Consider the following 24,496-nt stretch of genomic DNA (forward strand, 5'->3'; position numbering starts at 1 on the left):
TTCTTATATATTTTTTTAGTATATGTAATTGGAAATCTGGATTATATGCCGATTATCCATTTATCTACTATTAGTTTTATCGTATTAAATTATTTTTCAGGACTAATTATAATTGCAAAACCACCACCATTAGCCATATTGACTGTTAGCTTATCGATACTTGTAACTTTAACAAGTTCGCGTTTATAGTCTGTAGCATCTTTATTTGCGTTAATTCCATCTTTAAAAATTTCGGCAGAGTAGGTTCCTTTATTCAGGAAAGATAGATCTATGGTCATTTCCCTTGCCGACCAGTTGGTTAAACCTCCTACAAACCACTTATCCCCCTTGCGCCTGGCAGTAGCAACGTATTCTCCAACTTTCCCATCAAGGGCAACTGTTTCATCAAAAGTGGTCGGGATCTGAGCAATAAAGCTGGTACTTTCCGGCTCTTTCATATATGCTGTAGGACTATCGGCCATCATTTGCAGGGGCGCTTCAAAAACGACATACATACCCAATTGATGAGATCTTGTTCCCTGACTCATCGGCATGGAACTACTTGGACGAAAATCTGCTTTTGTTGCATTACGCATTGCCCCCGGTGTATAATCCATAGGTCCGGCCAGCATTCGGATGAAAGGGATGCTGGTATCATAGCGTGGCATATCATCATTGGCTGTCCATTTGGTATTCTCTAAGCCTTTAACCCCTTCAAAATTGACAATGTTTGGGTAGGTTCGTTGAATACCAGTGGGTTTATACATGCCATGGTAATCAATAATAAGTTTATACGACGCTGCCTTTTTAGCAATATCATAAATCGATTTCACCATTTTTTGATCATCACGATCAATGAAATCAATTTTAAAGCCCTTCACGCCCATTTTTGAATAGTTAGAGAAAGCATCATCTAAAACCTGATTTATAGCATACCATGAGGCCCAGAGAATAATACCTACATTTTTCTGCTTTCCATAGTTGATCAGTTCTTCTATGTTAACGTTGGGTGAAACTTTCAGCATATTGGTATTTTCACTCCAGCCTTCATCAAGCACCACATATTCAACATTGTTTTTGGAAGCAAAATCAATATAATATTTATAGGTCTCTGTATTAATTCCTGCCTTAAAATCAACCTTTGATATGTTCCAGTCATTCCACCAATCCCAAACTACTTTGCCCGGTTTTATCCAGCTTACATCGGCAATTTGCGAAGGCATAGAGAGCTTTTGAACCATATCATTATTCGCTAGGTCTTTATCGTGCTCACTTATTATGATTACTCGCCATGGAAAATTACGGGTACCGCTTGTTTTAGCGATATAAGATTCCCGCTTTACCACCATATAGTTCATTTTATTATAGCCACCCAAACGTTCTTCCTTGGGATAATGGGCAAATTCGCCTTGTAAACCTAGCTGCGTTTGATCATTCTGTGTTAAGAACATGCCGGGATAATCTTCCAGTTCGGCCTCAAGGATGGCCGCCTTTTTTCCATTTTCTAAATCGATAAGGAGCGGAGAAATAGCCAGTGATTTTTTTTCAAATTGAGAAAGCAGAACCTCATCATACATGGCTTCGAAAGCAGTTGTATATTTATCATTTTCTCTTAGATCCCGTACATAAGGAATAAAGGCTTTATGATCTTTGCTGAAGTTAAAATTAGCTTCCTCGGATTCAATAATGACCTGCCCTTTCTTACTTGTAAAAAAACGATAAGCTACACCATCATTATAGGCTCTTAAAATCAAACCAAAATCACCTTTAAAGTTTACAGTTAGCTGATTGTAATCATCAACCACCATTTTCTTTTTATAAAATGGTGTAGCAAAAGAGGTGTTGACTGTTGAATTTTTAACACCAATAATTTTTGCATTGCTGCCTAAAACTACGCCGTTATCTAGTGTTAATGAAATGGCCGAAGGCGCAATGACTTCTGTATTTTCATGTTTGACAGACCATGAAATTTTCGCTCCACTTTCCAAAGCCATGTCAATCTTACCATTGGGTGATTTTACATGAAGTACATTATTTTGAGAATAAGTGAACGAAGCACTAAGTAAAAGAGAGGAAAACATAATTCCTCTGAAAAATTTTTTAATCATATTCTTTAATTTATTTGTATTAATATAACTACTTGAATCCAAAATAATACATTCCATGATTATTCTATCTTATCACACCAACGAATCCTCCTCTTGGAAGACATTCAATTTTTAATGTATCTCCTTTTTTGACTTTTATTATTTCCGAAGAAAAAGATTTATCATCCTTCCCGTCTTTGATAAGCTGAAAACTATGATTTCCTTTGCCAAGAAAATCAAATTTTACCATTAAGGTCAGAGCTACATCTGTTCCGTTACAACAAAAAAACTCACTTGGGCTGGCAAAGCCTTTCTTATTCGGAGAACCCAATGGTAAAGAATAAACATTCCATCCAGTTTCGGGATTTTGTAGTGCGAAAACGGAATTATAAAGCGTATTCATATATACATCAGCATATTCGGGCTGGGCAGTCCAACGAAACAAAGTACTGGTGATTTTTTGAGTGTTATGTGAAACGCATGATTCAGATGTTTTGTCAGTAAGAGTTGTACTTAAACAATCTGGTTTTCCCCAATGTTCTGAAGTTTGAGCAGTTGGAGTCGTAGCAATAGGTCTTGGACCACTACTGGAACCATTCGCATAACAATGATGATGTTCCAGCATATCCCAAAAATGGGAAACAACATCACGATAATAGCTGTCTCCGGTATTTTCATACCGTTTGGCAAACCCAATTATCAAAGGCAAATGAGTATTGGAATGCAACCCTGACAAAATAACATCTTTATTTAAAAATGCAATGGATTGCTTCGCCGTGTCAAGGAATGATTGTCCAAAAATCGTCTGACAAACAAACAAAAACAACCCAATATATTTTATTTTATTTTTCATATTGAAAATTGAATATTAGAAAAAAATTACTTTTTATATTTAATTCTATTCTTTTAAATCCCTGTCATCATCTAATGTAAAGTTTCAAAACGTAATATCGTTAACGAATTCCCTGGGAATGAACGTGTAATGGTGGTTCCTGAAAATTTCACATTTTCTGTTTTTGGGGAAACTTTAGTTGGTTGTTCCATTGAATTTTCATCCAGCGGACTAGCTGATGTAAGAACAATAGATTTTCCTTTTCCGCTAAGCTTTTCGGCTCCGGACAAATTAATTTCTGTTTTTACAGTGCCAGGTGCCGCATTAACAATCTTAAGGATAATATCTCCCGAAAGTTCATCATTAGCTGCACTTACACTAATGCTGTTGGTTTTTAGATTTGGAGTTGATATTTCCTGAATAAGTTTACCATCAAGGTACCCTTTAATTGTGCCCCCTTTAACTTCAACTTTAATATCATACCATCGGTCTGCTTCTATACTTCCGGGAATGATTTGCTTGCTGAATCCATTGTCCAACGTAAACCCGGTATTTCTATTACAGCCGATTTCCCATCGCATCTGATCTTCTTTATTCTGATTCCTGAAATAAATCTGGATACCATTCTCTCCGGAAATTTTACGTCCTTTGAAGGTAACTGTATAATCGGTCCATGATTTGTCTCCGAAAAAAACTGAAGTATTAGTAGTTGTTGCTGACTGGCGAAGTACGCCATCTTTTACCGCCCACTCCCCTGCTGTTTTTTGCCAGTCATCAATGTTTTTTGTAAAATCCGATTGAAACAAAATACGACCATCAGGTGCAAGTACTTTTAAGTCTTTAAATTCTGCCGAATTGTTCGAAGTCCCAAATCCAAGACCTCCTTTGTCATAAAATGCCAGAAGCGGTACTGCTTGTACTTTTACAGGTAAAGAGATGGTACCCTGGTTTTGGGCAAACAACTGTTGAACATAATATCCCGGCAGACCATACCAGCCTTGACTATCAAAATTAATCAGGTTAATAGGCCATGCTATATGATTCACATTACAAAACAGAGGCGCATAAGCACTTATGGTAACCACGTCTGAGTTTCGTTCCAGACCCGTCATCCAGGCAGCCTCACCAATAGCTCCTCTCAAATTACCTTTTCCGGTTTTACTTGTTACAGCATATTCACCGATGAATATTTTCGGAGCTTTTCTGTCGTAATTGTTGTACTTGTCAGCGTTCAGGATAAACCACTCAGGATTATCATAATAATGTTCATCAACCAAGTCAGGCATGGGGTCTTTAGGATATGGTCCCCAACTGTTGGCAATAAGTGTAATATCAGGATATTTTGTGCGGATGGCATTAGCAATAAGCTTCCATCGCTCTGCATACAGGTCGCCTCCATTTTCGTTTCCTATCTCAATATATTTCATATTGAACGGTTTTGGATGCCCATTTTTAGCACGAATGCTTCCCCACACCGAATTCTCAGACCCATTTGAATATTCTATTGCATCGAACGCATCCTGTACCCATTGTCCCATTTGATCCATAGGTACAAAATCTCTATGCGACATTCCGGCATTTATACAGAACAAAGGCTCAGCGCCAAGATCTTCTGCCAGTTGCAGATATTCGTGATAACCTAAACCCTGAGTAGCATTGTAGCCCCAGAAATTCCATGACGAGGTACGTGTATCGATGTTTCCAATTGTTTTTTTCCAGTTGTTCATTTGTTTGAAACTATCTCCTTCTACCCAACAGCCGCCTGGAAACCTGAAAACCTTAGTCTGCATAGCATTAAGGGCTTCTGCCAGATCTGTCCGGAGCCCATGACCTTTCCAAGTTTGATCAGGAATTAGTGAAACCATATCCATATGTAAACGGCCATTACCCTTCGCACTTATCTCAATATGGGCTTTAGGGTCGCTGCCTGCCGCTGTTAAATTAACGCTATAGTATTTCCACCCCTCATCAAAGCCTTTCACTTCAGCATTAGCCAGCTCGATACCGGCAGCACTTACAATACTAACCTTGAGCGGTGCATTGAAGCCTTCGACACTGCGTGCTGCTAATTTGAAGGTGTATGAATTACCTTTAACGATATTCATTCCCCAGAAACCATAGTTTTCAAGTTTAAATTCTCCTTTGGCCTCAATAGAAAGATATTTTCGATTGAATACGTTTAATCCTCCAATTGGGGGATATAGTGCATCTACATTAATGATAGAAGCCTTGCTGGTATCATTTTGGTTTATAAATTTCCAGTTTTGAAGCGTATCAGAATCTTCAAACGAACGATTCCTGATAAGCTCCGGATAAAGACCGCCATCGGTTGAATGGTTAATATCTTCGAAAAAACTTCCGAATAATGTTGATGGAATACGATGTCCCGGTCTATTGACTTCAACAGTAATTTTAGCCTTATCCGCTTTGTTCGCCTGAGCGTTCAGAACAGTGCTTAATCCACAAAGCAGTAAACCCGCAATAAACTGTTTATTTATGTCTTTTTTCATTCGTTTCTTATTTTTTTTAATTTACAGCTAACTGTAATGAAGGTGGCAGTTATTAACCGCCACCAGATTATTGGCAGTTCCCTGTCCGTCTGGCTTTATCTGACTCTTTATGGCTATGTCGCTTGTGGAACTGCCCGTTGAAATAATACTTTTTAAATTGATTTTATCGGGCAATTATAAAAGGTATACTTTTTTTATACCTGCTGTTTTTTACTGATAAGAAATACGAACCGGCAGAAAACGAACTCACATCCAGCGTATGTACCACTTGTGGGCCACTATTTACAGTCAAGACTTTTAGTCGTTGCCCTGCAAGATTATACACTGTCATTTCAGTTGGTTCTGTAATTGCCAAATCAAATTTTACCTGAAGTTTATCGTTTACCGAATTAGGATAAATAATTACTGTTTCATTAGTCGGCAGTGTGTTTATATCACCAACCGACAATGGGGCTGTTGCCTTAAGCAAAACTGCAGTTGTTGACAAAGCAGGTACAGTAATAGTAAGTGCATTTGAATTAACGCTTACAGAGCTCTTTTTTAAGGCATTATTAGTATGAGATACAAATGTTTCTGTTGCTGGCAGTGAAGCAAGCTGCAATGTTTCAGCATTTCCATTTTCGGCAGAAAAGCCAGTAAGATTTACCGTTACTGTTCGTGATGCATTCATATCCTTGTTCACGATCATTACAGTCATTGCGTCTGAAGTTTGGCTGACAGTGGTGTATGCCGAAACTGTGTCTTCAAGCGAGGAAGTGCTGGAAACACTATAATCTTTTGCATAACGACTGAAAAGATGTAACGTTTCCCACATACCTACAGACCAGTTCCATGGAGAGAAAAGTTCAACACCATTATTGGCAAATGTGCCCAAATGCGAAGCATATATAACAGATTCCAGGTTTGCGTTGCTGCTTGACATGGTACCCCATTCGCTTACACCAGTTGTTATGCCATGATTTGCCCCAAAATGTTCGTTTAACCAGCCATCGATACGTTTTAAAATATATTCTTTTGTAATGGAGTTATTGTAGCCTCCAGCTACTGTTTTAACTCCGTTTGAACTCGGAAAATCATAGGTTTCATCGTAATAAATCCGGTGCCCCTGCAGTGCCACAGCATCATTATTATTATATGTAGGGTAGCTGTGAATATCTACTACATCGACCAGCTTAATACCAGTTGCCTTGAACTCATCGCCAAGGCGCTTTATGAAATACTCAATCCAGGGATAATAACGGCCATTTACATAGATATCTTCATTTGACCATTTGTACCATTGCCATTCATTGGTTGTGACCGGTCCGCAAAGCTTGATACCCGGATAGATCGCTTTCGCTTTCTTTGCCAACTCGATGTAACGATCAATAAAAGCAGCCGCCGATAGCTGCGTTGGCATAGCCCAATCATGCGTGCCACTCCATATATCTACCTCGTTGTCCATATTCCAGTATATAAACTGGTCTTTGTTTAGCCCTAAACCATTGGCCCCAAACCAATGATTAAGAATGCCCACCGAAGAGTCGGCTGGCCATGCCTGACTGAACAAATTAGGGTTTCCATCAACCAGGGCCTTACCCCCACCGTTTGGATCGGGAGTTCCTCCACCAGCTAAATTCTGATTAACTCCGGACCAGTATTGTGCCTGATTGTACCCCCACTCATTGAAGTTGTTATTGGTGTTGGATGCAACCCACCCCAGTAACTGAAAGGCAAACATGCCTTGCATATCAGGAAAATTGGTGTTAATTTTTTGTGCTGATACATCCCAATCAGCAGCATAAACATTATTATACCAGTCGGGATGAACAGCAAGTTTTGCCTGCCAGTTATAGGCTGATGCATTATTACCGCCATTCATACGGGTAAAGCGCAAGCCTGCATCTTTATAAAATTGGACAGGGTGGTCAAAAAAGTCATTTTTCCCATAAATGTATGGTGATACCTTTTTTTTGTTTACAGCAGCATTTACTGTAATCTGAACAGCCTGAGCAAACGTTGCAGTACTGGTAAGACAACAAAAGCTTACTATAAAAAAACATTTTTTTAAGGTCAAAAATTTCATATTCATATCTAATTTATTTTACTATAATTTTTTTAAGTTGGTATTGTGAGTTATTTATTTATTTTACAGAATATAATTCATTGGATAAAAGGATCGGGTATGCACAAAACAGGATCTCTAACTGCTGTCTTGTATTTGTCCATGCTCCGGTAGTCGTGTTGAGCTTATATACCTTTCCGAATCCTCCACTAGTTCCGGGACCTTCATTATCCGAATAGGTAACATACATGGTCGTTCCCTGCAGCGCTGCCCTGTGTGGCATAAAATGTCGTTAAAGGTGGCGCCTCCGTCTGTACTTTTATAAATGTTTCCTCCCCCTATGCGGGAAACGCCAATGTAAATGGTTTGACTAGCTCCGTTTACCACACTGCCTGAAGGATCAAACGAAACAAAACATATTCCGTTTCCGTTGGTAGTGGTGGTTACTCCGTTCCAGGCAAGGTTCCAGCTAATACCGGCATCTGTGCTTTTCCATAATCCGTTAGCCCTGCTTCCGCAGAATAAAATGTTACTGTTTTTTGGATCTACGGCAAGACGTTCTCCGTTCCCGCGTCCGTTCCCATTTCCATGTGCCTTGAATTTAGCCGTAACATCCGTATACGTGAAAGTATTTCCTTTGTCGGTGGATTTCAATATAGCCGTTCTTCCGCCCTTCATATACTCGGTACCGCAGAGCATATAAACGTTATTGGGATTCTGCGGATCCTGCGCCAAAGCCTCCACGCCAACAAATCCACTTTCTGACTCGTTGAGCCAGTCGAGTAGTTGAATCCATTTACTGTTGGCTGCATCCCAGCGGTAGGCTCCGCCCACATCCGTTCGGCAATACTTATCGCCGGATGTTTGGTGGTTAATGATTCCCGTCACAAATCCGCCTCCTCCGATGGGTGCATTCTTCCAGGTATAAGTCTGGGCGTTTGTTAAAATTGGACTAAATACCAACATAAGGTGTAAAAAGAAAATTTTTACATTATGTATATAGTTCTTCATATTTAATATTATTATTTTATCTTTTCTGTTTCAAATTCTGAATCATCTGAACTCAAAAAAGCTTTATTACTTTTTCGTCCGTATTGTTATCACCAACAAGAAAACATGGTAAGCGCTGTTGGTTATAAGACTAGCAGTGGATTAATAAATGAATTTCCATTCATCAAACAAAAAACCCTCTCCATTAAATACAAAATAAATATTCCCTACTCCTTTATCTATTTTGTGTTTTATTTTCTTTGAAAGTGTAGTCCATTCCTTCCCATCACATATAAGGGAAACAACAGGAGTACCTTTCAGATCATTTACATACACATCAATTGTACCTTTTCCTTTTACTCTGGCTTCGAATTTGGCAGGAATCTGTTTGCTGAAATCGGCTCCTCGCACCATAAGACATTGTTTGTCTGTTTTTCCTTTGGCAACCATATTGCCTACATTCCCAACAGCTTCGAACTGAACTTGCCCTGAAGTGCCTGCAGTAGTTTCTGCCTGCTGAAGAACGAATGGATTTAATGGGTTAAGTTGTGACGGACCTTTAAAAGTTGCTTTGCCCATGGGGATATTCACATTCTCTTCATCCACCTGTATTTCTTCGATACCCACATTACGAAAACCACCCTTAGTGCTAAAATAATCCTGTAAATACATGGCATGGTAAGCAATATAATATTTCCCTTTAAACTTGAACAGGTGCGTGTGATTGTTTGTCAAAGGACCCACATTAACATCACCAGTATTCTTAAAGTAATTATCGCGATACTTCCAACTATCCGGATTTAAGGGTGTTTTACTCGTCATATAGGACATACTGCATTGGGTTGGTTTATCAATATTTGTATAAGGCCATTCAGTACGTTGTTCCCAACTCGTATTATAGGTATAAACCCAGGTTCCATTGATAAAGTTTAGGTCACTGGCCTCAAAAAAATAAGGAGCGGGTATCTTGGCAACATTGCTGGCCAAACTGATCATATCTGCTCCTAATTTGACGATTCTGGCATTATCCGGCATATATTTCGTTTTAGGCGTTCCACCTCCAAAAGTCAGCCAGCCTGTACCCTGGTCGTCAATCACAACTCCGGGATCGAATGGAGCATCTACATCTACACCGGGAACAGAACGGTCGACTATGTTCTTTCCTAAGGGGTCACTCCACGGGCCAACGGGAGAGGTGGAAGTAAGCACGGCTGAGCCACCACCGCCATTGGAGTAATATAAATAGAAGTGTGTCTTACCATCTGCTTCCAGTCTGGATGTAATGGAAGGCGCCCAGGAATTCTGACTCCATGGTGCCAGCTTTGCAGTATCTATGAGGCCATGATACGTCCAGTTGACCATATCATCGGTAGATATCATGACCAGTGTACGGATATGCTCATATGAATTTTTCCCATCCTTTCCTACATGCTCATACTGTTGATGATCATTCGTGCCATACACATAAATTCTTCCATTGTATTCTACAGCTGTTGGGTCGGCCGTAAACATAAAATCTAACAGTGGATTTCCATCATTGGAGGTAAGTTTCGGCGAAACATTTGCGAATTTTTCAGCTAGGTTTTCAGCTAGGTTTTCTTTAACCACTATCGGTTTAACTGCGTTAGTCTGAGCCTCTGCGGACTCTCTGCCTCCCAGAAAAGCCATAATAGCGACTGTACTTAACAATACTTTTTTTCTAAACATGCTTTTTTTTATTTTACCCAAAAAACGGATACTCGTTAAGGGTTAATTTCAATTAATTATTATTCTTTAAGCTACTGTAACAAAAAGGTTAAGAAATCTTATCCTGCTATTTAACTGGCGTAAATTTGTACAGAACCACTCCATGCATCGGAACCTTCACCGAAAGAGTCTCTTTGTCTTCATGGATTGTTGCAATATCTTTCTGGCGCCATAGATCACGCACCTTTTGCTTTCCTGAAATACCAAGCTTTTTTAGATCCTTGTAAGGGATATCCACTTTCTCCAGACCGAAATTGCAAAAGCCTACTGCACGACTGCCATCCTCCAGTTCTTTTACATAAATGCGCAGATCTCCGATAGTCTGAACACAGGTAGCCTGTTTGCCAAGAGCATCCTGATTAACAGCAATCACTTCATCGTTTGTTAATAAATTCAGGGTAAAGGCATCCAGCTTTTCCATATCGCAACCAATTAGCAGAGGCGCTGAGAAAAGGCTCCAAAGGCTAAAATGAAGATACTGCTCATCTGGTTTAAGCATGGTCGGATGAGGGCTACCCCAGCCTACTGTTCCTACAACCAGCATATCCGGATCGTTCCAGTTACCGGGTTTAGCCCAGGCTGCAGACTGATCCTGAGCTAATGCAATGCTTTTAACGCTGGGCCAGGTGTCCGTTATATCATTCGTTGTACGCCAGGTGGTTCCACCTACCGAATCACCCCATTTCCAAACGTCAGACATTCCATACTGACACAAGCTGAAAACAATGTCGCGGGGTTGCTGACGGAGATAATCTCCCATTATTTTGAATGGTTTGACGGCGGTAGACAATTGATAACCTCCCTCGTAAGATATGACGCTTACTTTGTATGGGTCGTTATCAGGTATTCCATTTAGCACTCCTCCATAGCTGCACCAATCGTATTTCAGATAATCAAAACCCCATTTGGCATAACTTTCGGCATCTTTTTTTTCATAGCCATAGCTACCTGCACAACCACCACAAGTCCAGGGACCTGGACTGGAATAGAGGCCAATTTTTAAACCCAGGCCATGCACATAATCAGCTAGGCCTTTCATGTCGCCGAATCTTTTATTAGGAACTATATTACCACCTTCATCCCTCAGCTTACCTTGCAGGGAAGGATCTTTCGAATCGCGATGATTTTGCCAGAAGTCGTCAATATTTACATAATTCCATCCGTGATTGACAAGTCCGGTTTTCACCATTACTTCCGCAGCGCGCTTAACTTTTTCAGCAGAAACTTCTCCAGCGAAACAATTCCAGCTATTCCAACCCATTGGCGGGGTAAGTGCAATTTTATCACCACAGATAATGCGTAAACTTTTTTCGGCTATACCTTTCGCATTCTTTGCCTTCAATTGAATAACGTAAGTACTGGCTTTTACAAGTTTACCAGTGATAAGTCCTGTTTTTTGATCCAGCTTTAGTCCATGAGGCAAGCCGATAACCTGAAAGGTCATTGGACGGTCTCCGGTTGCAGGTATCCTGAACTGAAATGGCGAGCCCGGGCGGACACCGAAAACGCTTGCGCTATTAATCTTCGGCTTTGCCAATGGCTGAGGGGTAAGGATATAGGGCTCACTTGAGACAGGATAATAAGTAGCAAAACTTGCCACACCGACCGCCTCAAATTTTGCATCTGCCCAGTCGGCATGATCGTTGTTGTCACCGTTTCCTCCGCCAGTTACCACCAGCTCAAGTTTTTTCACACCCGAAAGTTTCACACTACATAGCCGGGCAGTATCACCTTCATGCATTACACCGCTCGACCAAAGCTTCGCTCCATCGCCGTATGCAATAAACTCTACGGCGGGCTGACGCCCTTTCACCTCATCATCAATGCCAACCTGCGCGGTAAACGAATTTGCCTTACCATCGAGCTGAATAAAAAGAGAGCTTTCTGCGTGTGTACCGAAGCCACGCTCAAAGGTTTTGCCTGCAATGGTCATGATGTTACCATCAACCGACCTGTTTTTTTTAGGTACGCCCCAGCCCTGTGTAGTTGGGCTGAGATCCAGTTGATCTAACCAAACAGTTTGTGCGGAAAGAGTACCGCTAACGATCAGGAGTAAAATAATTTTATAAAAATGTTTAAGTTTCATTTTTTGTTTTTTTTAGAATCAATAAATTTTAAATCCATTGTTTCATTGAGAATTCTTTATAAGTAAATCTGTGACTCCTAAGAGTCATAGATTTTTTAAATTCAATCCTATGAACCTCTGCAAAACTGTATTTCTATTTAGTTATAGTGTCTCTTACTATTTACTTAGATCCTGCAATAAGGGCATCTAGAATTCCCTGGTCAAGCACCATATTGTTTTTGCGGTCTAAAACGGGACCTTGCTCCCAATAGAATGGCAGAAGACCATGCGCTTTGGCCTGTTTGGTCACAAAATATGTCCAGTCATCTATAGATTTATTGTGCTTATCTACATCCATGGGAATATATTTGGTAAAACTGGCAGTCCGTCTAAAGGCTGCATATTCACCCAGCACGACAGGGATACCTTTATCAACAAACTTCTCTTTCATCTTTTGGAATTCAGCAATAATTGCATCCTCATCTCCCCAGGTAGCGTTGTGCTCTGGTTCAATAGTAGAATAATTCCCTTTCCCCCAATAGTAAGCCATTTTGCCCCAGGTTGCATCTCCATTTGTTAATATTGTAAATGTAGAAGGCGTGTAGTTATGCACCTCAACCATCAACTTGTTAGGAACCTTGTCTGTTGGCAGCGTATTCATCAGATCATAAGTTTTATTAGCGTCAGTGCCAGGTCCCTGCAATACCAGTACCCGGTAACTATTCTTGCCTCCGGTAGAGCGAACTGCTTTAATAAATGTCTGGTAGTAACTATTGAGTATTTCCATCTTTTCGGCATTATCAGCCGGAGGTTCATTTGCGCCGGCAAATATAAGGTGCTCATCAAAATCTCTCATTGTGGTAGCTATCTGTTCCCAAAGCGCCTTTTGCTTTGCATTAGTTGATTCTTTATGAGCCTTATCGATATTTCCATCCAGCCAGCCGCCATCCCAATGAATATTCAGTACCACATACATATCATTATCCACACACCAGCCAACTACTTCTTTCACACGGTTAAGCCACGCAGGGTCAATTTTCGCTTTTGCCGGATCGCTTAAATGACTCCAACTCCAGGCACAGGGAATGCGTACAGCATTGAAACCTGTCTGTTTTAAAAATTTCACATACGATAGGGTAATTTTACTATTCACCCAGTCACCTTCGGCTTGGGATTCCATGGTATTGCCAAAATTTAATCCCATATGCATTTTTGCCGCCAGTTGCACAGCGGTACTGCTCATTCCTGTTTCGTCGGGAGCTTTAGGCGTTAAATTATATGTTGGATATAAATTACCTGTTTGTGTAATCGTAATTCTTCGGGCCTGACCATTATCTGCCTCAACAGTTAGTATAACAGAGCGGGTTAATCCGGTTTCATTACTTAAAGCTGTAAATTTTGTTGCAGTAGCTCCACTATTGCCACTTATTTTGATTAATTGCAACCAGGATGTTGCCGAATTACTAACACTCCATGTACTGTTTGCTTCAATGGTGATTTCTTCTGATGTACCTCCTTCCGGCTCAAAAGAAACAGTTGTTGCTGAAACCGATAATTGTGGTTCCTCTTCGTTTTTTGAACAAGAGACTGAAAATCCGGTAACGATCAGCAGTAAAACAATTTTATAAAAATATTTAAGTCCCATTTTTTGTTTTTTTTTATTAATATTTTTTTTATTACAAGACCTGCGGAAGTTCAAGTTTTATGGAATATCCGCAGGTTTTAATTTTAATGACTATTAATCTGTTTATTAAACTAATAGAGTTATTTTATTTTCACAACCCTAATATTATCAATGCCTGCACGGAGACCTGCTGTTGGCTTGTCACCGTTATTCATGGTAAAGAAATTTATAGTCTTCTTTTTTGTGCCAAATAATTCTGACAAGCTTATTGCCGAATTACCCGTACCATCTTTGCCATCCTTTTTTGTACGGAATTCAGTCAATGGAATTGTTACTGTTACCCATTTTCCTGCAGTAGTGAAATTAGTTGTTTTAGTTTCTGAAAGTTTCCATGGCTCAAAACGTGCTATAAAATCCCAATTGTAATCTCTAAGAATAAAAATAGAGGTATCGTTCCAATTTCCAGGAACATTAAGTTCAAACTTAAGCAAAAATTGATCTATATCTAAATCTAAATCAGCTGTTGCAACCCATTCTGACCCATTTTCAATATTAATGCTTCGGCCGCCTTCCCACCAGTTTCCGTTACCGGCACTAAGAATGCCAGTGTTTAGAATAGGATACCAACCATGGTTGCCCGGGAAATCGGGATCGTTATTACTGGTCGATGTACCCCATGCCATGCTACCAATAGTATCAAAATTACAAAGCATGCCTGTTGTTAAATCATTTACATTAAATATTGTAAGAATTTTACCAGATGCTGTAGTTATTTTTAAAGGCCCGCTTGTTGTGATATTAGGCACAACAAAGCTAATGGCAGTTCCATCATCTTTACTTATATAATCGCTTATTGCTGCCCCGCCAAAACTAAATTCACTTATAAGAAATAAATTTGTTCCATATACGGTAACTATTTCACCTTCAACCGGGTTTTCGTTTGAAATACCAGCAAGTACAGGTGGTCCGGCAACGATATCAATATTGAAAATAGTTGAACCGCCTGTCGTAACAACCTCAATAGTGTTTAGTTGATTTTCAGGAACCGAAGGAAAAGGAATTACAAAAGGAATCTGTACAACAGCATAAGTATCCGAAAATAATCCTGCATCGAACTGAGCTGCTACACCGTTGAAGGCTATCTTAACAGCATTTTTTAAATTTGAACCTTTCAGGACTACCCACTGACCTGGTACCAATTTATTTACAAGAGTATCATTAGGAGCGGCTGCATAATTCCTTACTTCTGTAATAACAGGAGCACCATTTGAATCATCGTCATTATTACAAGATGTCAGCATTGTAATCATCATCATCATGCTTAAAAAAAGCAAGTGATTAATACGGTTATTTAATAATTTTTTCATATTTATATATATTTTATAACTATTCATAATAAGGTACTGATGGTTCATTCAATTTAGGATTAGCAATCACCTCCGATGTAGGCAACTGTAAAGTAAAAGTTGTGAAGGTAGCAGGAGAAATAGGCCCAATAGGATCAGTAGGTGTAGCTACTTCGGTATCAGCATTATAATCAAACGGAACCCTTTGTTGATTACTAAGAATATTAACCGCTTTTACAGGATTATAATAAGACAATCTTACCAAATCATACCAGTATTGTCCTTCACAGGCAAACTCAACTCTTCTTTCATTTAGGATGACATCTGTATTAAGTACTGTTACCGGATCAACACCTGCACGTGCTCTTACCTTATTAAAATACAATAACGCATCAGCATCACTTGTAGATGCATTATTACCAAGGATAGCCTCTGCATATATTAAATAAACATCTGCTAATCTTAATAATGAATTATGCTCTATAGAAGATAAGGGTGTCATTGCAGGAGCATTGTTATCTGCCTCATTACCAATAATATGTTTCTTCATACCCGGTGCCGTTGCAGTATAACCACCACCGGCAGCGTTTAATTCGGCATAATGGTCTCCGGTCAGCATAATACTCGCTTTACGTCTTATAGAATCCTGCTTCGTATAAGCCAGATACAGATCATAACTAGGTGCTGGAGATCCCCAGGCTGATGATTTTTGTGGATTAATCTCATTACTTGGCGAGTAGGTCAACAATTGATTACCTTCATTCCATCCACTACTGATACTGGACCATTGCAGTGCAAATAATGATTCGGGGTTATCATTATATTGCGTTTTAAAAAGATCATAATAACTTGGAAGCAAAACTAAACCACTGTTTTCGATTACATCCTTTGCATACAGTTTTGCCTTGTCTAAATAGTCCTGATCACGGGTACCTCCGAGCTGTCCTAATCCTGCCATAGTTAAATACACTTTACTTAACATCCCTTTTGCTGACCAGCTGGTAACCCTTCCTTTCTCATCAGTTGCAGGAAGATTTTCGGCAGCAAAAGTTAAATCTTCAGCAATAAATCGGTAGACATCTGCGGTTCTGTTTTTATTTACCAAAGGCGATTGTATCAACTTCGTATTATCTTCAATAATAGGTACTTCTCCCCACAACATGGCAAGATGATAGTATGCCATGGCACGTATAAATCTTGCCTCAGCTATTCCGGCATTTTTATCTGCGGCAGAAACTGTTTCCGGCGTATTTTTATTAATACCATTAATTGTAGAATTACAGTGCGCAACTATAATATATAGTGCTGTCCAGCCGGTTGTTAAACGTGCATTAGATCCTGAAAGGGTAAAAGTATTAAGCTGCACCAGATCTGCACCCTGATATTGGAGAAAAAGATTCCCGCTTAATAGATCTCCTAATGGAAGATATGCCTGATTATGCCATTGCCCCCATACTTTACCACCATAAAGCCCCGCCGTAGCTAACCTGATTTCTTTCTTTGTCTGATAAAAATTTTCAGTGTTTATCTCTGACTGAGAAGGGCGATCCAGAAAATCATCCTGACAGCCACTCAAAACCAGTACTCCCAACAGGGTTAAAATAGTTATTTTATAAATTGATTTCATATCTGTTAAGTTTAATTTTTATTTAGTTAATCCTACATTAATTCCCAAAGTAAATGTTCGGGCTTGTGGATAAAAGCCATTATCAATTCCGGCCTGTAACGGATTCCATGAACCTACTTCCGGATCCATTCCTTTATATTTTGTAATAAGAAAAGGATTGGTGACACTAACATACATACGTAAAGAACTGATATGCATCTTTTGCATCCACTCATTTGGCATTGTATACCCCATAGTCATGTTCTTGCATCTGATAAAAGATCCATTTTCAACGTACTTGTCAGAGAAACGATTATTTCTGTTACTATCGCTATTTCTAAGTCCAATAATTGTAGTGTTTGGATTGGTAACATATACGTTATTGACATCTGATGCCGAACCATTTGGATCAATTAAAGCCAAAACGGCATGATCATTTAATGATTTTAGGTAACCATAGTTTGTTAAAGGATTTTCTCCATTAACCCTCATACCATTTACCACTTCATTACCAATATTAGCGCTAAAGAAAATATTCAGGTCAAAACCTTTATAGCTAAAGTTATTACCAAGGCCCAGTTGAAAATCCGGGATAGGAGAGCCTAAATAGGTTCTGTCTTTTTCTGTAATTACACCATCACCGTTTAAATCCTTAAATTTTAGGTCTCCATACCATACCCCACCGGAAGTTGGTCTGACCGGCAAAACATTACCATCGGTATCAGTAGGCAAAGCATGCGTTTCAAAATCGCTCGCAGTTGCAAATATCCCATCTACTTTATAGCCGTAAAAATCACCAATTGATCCACCCACTTTCGTTTGGGCAACAATCTCATTTCCAAGGTACCCAGGCAATGAAGCACCGTCTGTATTTAATTTCATTACCTTATTTTTGTTATGGGATAACGTAAAATCGGTACTCCAGTTAAAATCATCTCCGTTTCCTGTTATATTTCTTGAATTCAAATGAAGGTCTATCCCTCTGTTTCTAACAGTTCCTACATTTATGAATGGAGCTGCAATTGCTCCCGGAGAATACCCGGCAGTTGTTCCGGAATACAATGGTAAAGGAACCTGTAGCAACAGTCCGTCTGTAAGACGATTATAAACATCAACAGAAAAATTAAGTTTCCAGCCAAAAAGTGCTACATCAATCCCTGCATTGCTATATTCTGTTTTTTCCCATTCAAGTTCAGGATTTCCTAAATTAGCAGTAAGTTGTGCATTACCAGCCAAACTATTTTGAGCTGAAGCTAATAAAGTTAAATTAGCATTATTTCCGGCATTTTGATTATTAGTAAGACCGTAACCTGCCCTTAATTTTAATTCATTGACAATTTTTGAGCCTTTTAAAAATTTCTCGTTATTTAATTTCCAGGCAAATGCTCCTGAATATGTAGTCACCCAGCGGTTCTCTGCTGCAAATTTTGAAGTACCGTCTGCACGGACATTAGCTGTAAATAAATATTTGTCATTATAAATAAAATTTACCCGCCCAAAATAAGATTCCTGTGCACTCTCTCTTTTAATTCCGCCATTGGTTGCTGTTTCCGCGTCACCGCTACCTATATTAGTAATATCGTCCGAAATGAAATTTCTTCTTGCTGCAGAAACATCTTCGTACTGAGACAATTGCGCCTCATGTCCTGCCAGTACATTAACATTATATTTGCTTTTAAACACTTTAGCATATGTTAAGAAACTTCTGAAAGTCGTAAAATAGTCCTGACTATAGGAATAAAAGGCGTCATTCACTACTCTCTCCGCTAACCCAAACTTGTAAGCAGGGTTATATCTATCCTCTGTCCTAAATGAAAAATTCCCTGACACCTCATTTCTAAAAGACAAGGCTTTTGTAAATGCTATTTCTGTATATAAATTACCAAATAATTGATTTCTTTTAGGGTTATTTTTATTAATAAGGGCGAGGGCATAAGGATTTACACGCTTTGCAATCCATCCTTCACTGCTTTCTTCTCCGGCAAAACTGCCATCAGGATTTCTTACCGGGATATCCGGTGTCTGACTTAATGCCTCTGCAATAACATTTGAACCTGTTGAATTTACATTCTCATCAATATGGGTTAACTGTAAACTGGTCCCAACTTTTAACCAGTCTGTAGTTTTGTTGTCTAAATTCAACCTCAACGAAGTCCTTGTAAACTCAGACCCAATTGCTATACCTTCCTGATTAAAATAAGACCCCGACAATAAATACTGTGTTTTATCATTACCGCCGCTTAAAGTAAGCGTATGGCTTTTTACCGGAGCTTTTCTGAATAATTCGTCCTGCCAGTTTGTACCCTTGCCCAAATACTGTGGATTGGCAAATTCCGGTCTGGTATCAAAACCCCAAACAGCAGCCCTGTCGTTAATAAACTCACCATATTCCCTTAAATCCATAGTTGGATATTTCTTGATCAGTTCCTGATATCCGGTTGTAAATTCATAAGTAATTTTTGGTGCTCCTTCTTTACCTCTCTTAGTAGTAATAACAATTACACCGTTAGTTGCCTGAGAACCATAAATAGCTGTTGCTGATGCATCTTTTAAGACGTCAATAGACTGAATATCCGAAGGACTAATAGTCGCTAAGGGGTTTGTGCCATTAGCTCCGCCATAACTTTGTCCAATTATAACGCCATCTATTACATATAAGGGAGAACTGCCGCCAAAAGAAGACAGACCACGTATTTGTATATTAACACCCCCTCCGGGCTGACCCGAAGTCTGTTGCACAACTACACCGGCTACTTTACCCTGTAAAGCCTGGTCAAATGTTACAGGACGTGTTTTAAGAAGCTCCTCACCCGATATGGAAGATATGGATCCCGTAAGATCTTTTCTCTTTGCTTTACCATAACCAATTACCACGACGTCGTCTAATACTTTTCGATCTTCTTTCAGGCGAATTTTTAATTGATTATCTGTAACTTTTACTTCTGCACTTACATAGCCCAGATAGCTTGCAACAAGTGTTTCTCCAATTTTAGCTTTAATAGAAAATGACCCGTCTACGTCCGTAGCCACACCAGTCTTAGTTCCTTTAAGATAAATGCTGACCCCAAAAAGTGGCTGGCCATTTGAATCTTCTAATACTGTACCGGTAATTTTCACATCAGAATTTTGGGCTGATACCAGGCTAAACGAACAAAGCATAAACAATAAGGCATACTTGCCAAAGAGTTTTTTTGCTTTTACAAAGCGTTGAATTACGTATTTTTCATTCATAATTAAATTAGTTTTGAGTTAGTTAATTAGTTAATTAAGTGGTTAAATTTTACATGAAAAGATGTCTTTTGACATGAAACATTTTTAATATTTGTTATTTCATTGTCTTTATACTTTTCCACATAACATTAGGAACAAATTAACAATAAAGCAGCGCCAAACTACGGTTCATTTTGTGTCCAAAAACGGTATCAATTGTTGCAATCATAAAGTTGCCATAAAAAAAAACCTATAAATATTTGATTATCGTATTTAATGTCATAAAAAACTATCATTTCAATAATTAAAAATGAACCCTGATTCGAGATAAACTGAACATATAAAAATTGGCTTTTTAACATTAAGTTTGCGTATTGGAGGAGTTTCTTTAACAGAATTCTATAGATTTTGAAGGAGTATTTTGTCTGTTGGAAGACTGCTTTATTTCCTGTTCTTTTTAAAATCAGTTTTGCTGGAAAAACAGATTCGTATGAAAGCTCCTAACAACACAAATTAAAGTCCTGCTAAAAAGGACAGAATAGAAATAGAAACTGTTAAGTAAGCTTCAAATAATTTTAGAAAAGACCTTCATCAGTATTCTTCTGATAAATACTTGTTTTAATCTGGATTCGATTATTAAAAGGAAGGTTTTGAGTTGACTTAAGGCTTTGGCTGGAGGATTATAATTTAAATATACCAAAGCTTAGTCGAATCACTTTCGAAATAAAAAGTCTTCGACTTTAGCCTGTCCTGAGCTTTTGTCGAAGGGTTCGGGTTCAGGATGACAATCATTTCTGGAAGTATAAAGTTTTTTACTCAAATATTATTTTTTCCTTTTATTATTATTGAATAAGAAAATCCTATATCTGTAAGCAAAGCTGCCGCACGAAAGGATTCGTGCGGCAGCAGGGTCATTTAGAAAACAAATTGCTTTTATGGTAAAACTATTTTAAGAATTTCCAATAATCAAAATACAGTATGTCGGTCTCCGCTTCTCCTTTAAAAACAAAATACAAATCGTGAATTCCTGAAACTTTTTTAACATCAATTGTCTGCAATGCCCATTTGTCATTGCCTCCTGCAATTGGTACATTTACGGTTCCGATTAATTCTCCGCCTTTAGTGTCCAATCGTATCTCCATTGAAACATTTTCGTTGTGCTTTGTACCAATTCTTGTCATGAATTTCGAAGCGCCTTTACGGAAATCCACCTCTTTTACTTTGATAAAAGCATCATTGTATTTTGCCGTAACAAAATTGCCAGTCCCATTATCATTCATTGACTTCACTCCTTCAGACCAGGCAATGGTTTCAGCTTCAGTTTTGACAAGGATTTAATGGACTTAAACTCTGTTTAATACCTTCTGTCATATTCATTTGCACAATCGAACCATCTTTATTAAACCTGGCTTCTTCTACACATACTGAACGGGTAAAGCCACCACCTCCCGGCAATGTTGCATTGTGATAGAAAAAATAGGGTTGCCCCTTAAAATCAATTATGCCGGGATGATTGGTAAAAGAACTTCCTTGTGTAGGCATGACGACACCTTGATATTTCCAGGGTCCTGTTATACTTTTACTGGTTGAATAACCAATATGTTCCGATATTGGCCCAGCGGCAAAAAACAGATAATACAGACTATTGCGTTTATACAGCCATGGTCCTTCCTCATAAGTGGTAGGTCTGTCACTTTTTTCTCCTTCGCGTTTACCAAAAGATTCTATAGTATTGGGGATCTGTTTAACTTCACCCGAACAGGATGTCATGTCCTTATTCAGTTTTACGTAATACAAGCCGGGATTTCCCCAAAACAAATACGCCTGACCATCCTTATCAATAAATGGGGTAGGATCAATATCGCACCAAATATGATCGGAATTGATAAGTTTCTTGCCTATAGGGTCTTTAAATGGACCATAAGGACTATCTGAAACTAAAACTCCTATACCTCCGCCATGCATGGGACAGTATAAATAAAATTTACCATTTCGTTCAATACACTGAACTGCCCAGGCACCATTATCCTGCTTTGCCCAACTAAAATCTTTTAGAGAAGCAACTATTCCATGATCTGTCCAATTGACCATGTCTGTTGATGTATAAAGTGACCAATTGAGCTTTTTAAAACCCTTGCCGTCGGCATTGGCATCGTCTTCATCATGACTTGTATAAAGATATACTGTCCCGTTATGTACCATTGGTGCAGGATCTGCCGTATAATTGGTTTGCACAATAGGATTTTGTGCCTCTCCAATAGAACAATTTATAATAGCTATAAGTGTCGCTATAAGTTTATAGGTATGTTCCGTTTTAGTTATTTAGTAACACGTTGGGTGTAATTATTAAAAACGTCAGTTCGAGTGTTTTTTGTGCAGAGAAGCGGAGCAAACTTCTCGATACGCTTCGCACTCGAAGTGACGTGTATCGAGAACCGTTTTTAATAATAATTTTGCTGTTCTCGATACAATTTTCTATCGAAAATTACTCGAACTGACGAAAAATTATCATTAAAAACTAATTACACCCAACGGGTTTTAGTTAATAAAAATCCTTCGCTCTTTTGATTTATCTTACTATTTAATTCTGAACCAATCAAAATCAACATGTCCACCGGTATTTTTTGTGGCGTAATTGAATAAAGCAAAACGATAGCCCATAAAATGCGGAATGTCATATTTCATTTTCAATATATTTCCAATAGGATTCCACACTTTTCCATCTAAGCTGTACGAAAATTTAGCTTCATCTTTCCCATTAAGAGCGTAAAGGTTTTTAGCTTCATCGTTCATGCCGGTAAAATCGCAATCGATTCTGAAGTAAATTTGGTCTTGATCCAATGGAATTCGCTGTACTTCGACAGGCTTATCATTATCACTAGTAATCATTACTATCGACTTTTGACCCGCGTCAATTTTAACCCCCGCCAATCCATACTTTTTTTGGAGAACTGAGAATCCGGCAAAATCGCCGTCTTTCATTTTGGAAACATCCAGAGCAACAGAAGCTGAGCTGGTTGGACCAATAGTGCGTTGTGTAAGTGTGTTTCTGGCCTGAAGAAAATCAGTATCGATTCTTCCTGTTTTGAGACGCAGGAATCCTTTACTTTCAGTTACAGACCACAGTGCATTATCCGGATTATGATTCCATTGCCATACTAAAGGAAGTGCTGCTTGTCCTTTCTTGCGATTGAATTCATCAGAAGAAACCAAATTCGGAATCAAACTGGTACTGGCTGGCAGGTCTAATGTTTCCGGGACTTTGCCATTTTCTCCTAATACAGGCCAACCGCCTTCCCACTTGACAGGAACGAGATAAGGAACGCGGCCAACAGCACCAAAATCTCGGAAAAGATAAGAGAACCAGCGTCCGTCTGGAGTGTCTATCAATCCTCCCTGAGCAATTCCTCTATCCTGTAAGCCAACTTTTCCTTCCCAGGGACCGTTGATATTATCTGCCCTATGTATAATTACAGTTCGCATTCCACCGCGTGGCGCGCAAATATTAAATAAGTAATATTTGCCTTTTACTTTAAATAATTGAGATCCTTCAGCTCCAAGTCCTACTTCTTTTCCTGTTGGTGCGCTGGCGTTTTCGATGAGAACTCTCTCCAGAACGCCTTGTTTAATTCCTGTCAGATCGTCATTTAATTCAACAATTTTAAGTCTGTTTGCGTCATAAATTAAATATACCTTGCCATCATCATCAAAAAACAAGGAATGGTCATGGAGGGATGGCTTAAAAGAAACTCTTTGCCAGTTTCCTTTTTCTATATCTTTTGTTTTAAAAATATAGGTTTCACCTGGTGTGTCATGTGCAAAAGTGGTTACATAATACATACCGTTATGGTAGCGCAGACTACTTGCCCATGAACCTCTGCTATAGATGTTTTTTCCATCTGTCAAATTTAGCGCCGGCAAGTCTGCCAAAGTATCGTAGGCATAGTTAATGATTTTCCAATTGACAAGATCTGTAGATTTCATAATGGGCACACCCGGGTTCATATGCATCGTGGTACTGCTCATATAATAATTTTTACCAACCCTGATCATAGACATATCAGGCACATCAGCAAAAATTATTGGATTTTGGGCTTGCGCCAAAGCAACGGTCTGAACAAGTAAAACAAGGAAGGCCAAAATAGGCCTAATTTTTTTTCTCATAATTTAAAAATTGGTCAAATAGTTATAAATGGTTTCTTCTAAACAAAATAACAACAAAACAATACCATACAATGTTTCCTTTTGTATTGAAAAAGTGCGCCAATTGTATTAAATGAAACCTATACTATCAAATACATTTATAAATCAATCTGAAATTATGTCTATAAGATTTGGAAATAGTATAATTCATTGACTAGGTTAAAAATAAGCAGTATCAAAAAAAAGTAGTAAACCTAAGCTTACTACTCTTTAAAATTGTAGTTGTATTTGTTATTTAATCCTATATCACTTTT

Annotated in this window: 14 protein-coding genes; all 14 read right to left on the reverse strand. The window is 38.7% G+C overall.

Features of this window, described 5'->3' with window-relative positions:
* Nucleotides 1-89: 89 nt before the first annotated feature.
* Nucleotides 90-2,087: a glycoside hydrolase family 97 protein gene (locus OIU83_RS17490; RefSeq protein WP_264207548.1), complete on the reverse strand. Its 1,998-nt coding sequence runs from the start codon at nucleotides 2,085-2,087 to the stop codon at nucleotides 90-92.
* 64 nt (nucleotides 2,088-2,151) lie between these two features.
* Nucleotides 2,152-2,919 (reverse strand): glycoside hydrolase family 127 protein, encoded by a 768-nt coding sequence (locus OIU83_RS17495; protein ID WP_264207549.1) that lies wholly within the window; start codon nucleotides 2,917-2,919, stop codon nucleotides 2,152-2,154.
* Between the two features lie 71 nt (nucleotides 2,920-2,990).
* Complete coding sequence (locus OIU83_RS17500; protein ID WP_264207550.1) at nucleotides 2,991-4,763, reverse strand: alpha-L-arabinofuranosidase C-terminal domain-containing protein; 1,773 nt, start codon at nucleotides 4,761-4,763, stop codon at nucleotides 2,991-2,993.
* Between the two features lie 808 nt (nucleotides 4,764-5,571).
* Complete coding sequence (locus OIU83_RS17505; RefSeq protein WP_264207551.1) at nucleotides 5,572-7,479, reverse strand: glycoside hydrolase family 44 protein; 1,908 nt, start codon at nucleotides 7,477-7,479, stop codon at nucleotides 5,572-5,574.
* A 111-nt stretch (nucleotides 7,480-7,590) separates the two neighbouring features.
* Nucleotides 7,591-8,106: a WD40/YVTN/BNR-like repeat-containing protein gene (locus tag OIU83_RS17510; protein WP_264207552.1), complete on the reverse strand. Its 516-nt coding sequence runs from the start codon at nucleotides 8,104-8,106 to the stop codon at nucleotides 7,591-7,593.
* A gap of 498 nt (nucleotides 8,107-8,604) precedes the next feature.
* Nucleotides 8,605-10,149 carry a glycoside hydrolase family 43 protein gene (locus tag OIU83_RS17515; RefSeq protein ID WP_319005360.1) on the reverse strand — a complete coding sequence of 515 codons (1,545 nt, stop codon included), beginning with the start codon at nucleotides 10,147-10,149 and terminating at the stop codon, nucleotides 8,605-8,607.
* Between the two features lie 106 nt (nucleotides 10,150-10,255).
* Complete coding sequence (locus OIU83_RS17520; protein WP_264207553.1) at nucleotides 10,256-12,274, reverse strand: NPCBM/NEW2 domain-containing protein; 2,019 nt, start codon at nucleotides 12,272-12,274, stop codon at nucleotides 10,256-10,258.
* 160 nt (nucleotides 12,275-12,434) lie between these two features.
* The gene (locus tag OIU83_RS17525; protein WP_264207554.1) at nucleotides 12,435-13,898 is read right to left on the reverse strand and encodes a cellulase family glycosylhydrolase; all 1,464 of its coding nucleotides are present in this window, start codon (nucleotides 13,896-13,898) and stop codon (nucleotides 12,435-12,437) included.
* Nucleotides 13,899-14,017: 119 nt separating this feature from the next.
* Complete coding sequence (locus OIU83_RS17530; RefSeq protein WP_264207555.1) at nucleotides 14,018-15,244, reverse strand: glycan-binding surface protein; 1,227 nt, start codon at nucleotides 15,242-15,244, stop codon at nucleotides 14,018-14,020.
* A gap of 19 nt (nucleotides 15,245-15,263) precedes the next feature.
* A complete protein-coding gene (locus tag OIU83_RS17535) occupies nucleotides 15,264-16,850 on the reverse strand; it encodes a RagB/SusD family nutrient uptake outer membrane protein (RefSeq protein ID WP_264207556.1) in 1,587 nt (528 codons plus the stop codon).
* Nucleotides 16,851-16,868: 18 nt separating this feature from the next.
* The gene (locus tag OIU83_RS17540; RefSeq protein ID WP_264207557.1) at nucleotides 16,869-20,060 is read right to left on the reverse strand and encodes a SusC/RagA family TonB-linked outer membrane protein; all 3,192 of its coding nucleotides are present in this window, start codon (nucleotides 20,058-20,060) and stop codon (nucleotides 16,869-16,871) included.
* Nucleotides 20,061-20,983: 923 nt separating this feature from the next.
* Nucleotides 20,984-21,319 carry a carbohydrate-binding protein gene (locus OIU83_RS23555; protein WP_319005361.1) on the reverse strand — a complete coding sequence of 112 codons (336 nt, stop codon included), beginning with the start codon at nucleotides 21,317-21,319 and terminating at the stop codon, nucleotides 20,984-20,986.
* A 37-nt stretch (nucleotides 21,320-21,356) separates the two neighbouring features.
* Complete coding sequence (locus tag OIU83_RS17545) at nucleotides 21,357-22,274, reverse strand: glycoside hydrolase family 43 protein (RefSeq protein ID WP_319005362.1); 918 nt, start codon at nucleotides 22,272-22,274, stop codon at nucleotides 21,357-21,359.
* Nucleotides 22,275-22,616: 342 nt separating this feature from the next.
* A complete protein-coding gene (locus OIU83_RS17550; RefSeq protein WP_264207558.1) occupies nucleotides 22,617-24,203 on the reverse strand; it encodes a glycoside hydrolase family 43 protein in 1,587 nt (528 codons plus the stop codon).
* Between the last annotated feature and the right edge of the window lie 293 nt (nucleotides 24,204-24,496).

Origin of the sequence: Flavobacterium shii (genome assembly GCF_025847235.1) — a bacterium.
Classification (GTDB): Bacteria; Bacteroidota; Bacteroidia; order Flavobacteriales; family Flavobacteriaceae; genus Flavobacterium; species Flavobacterium shii.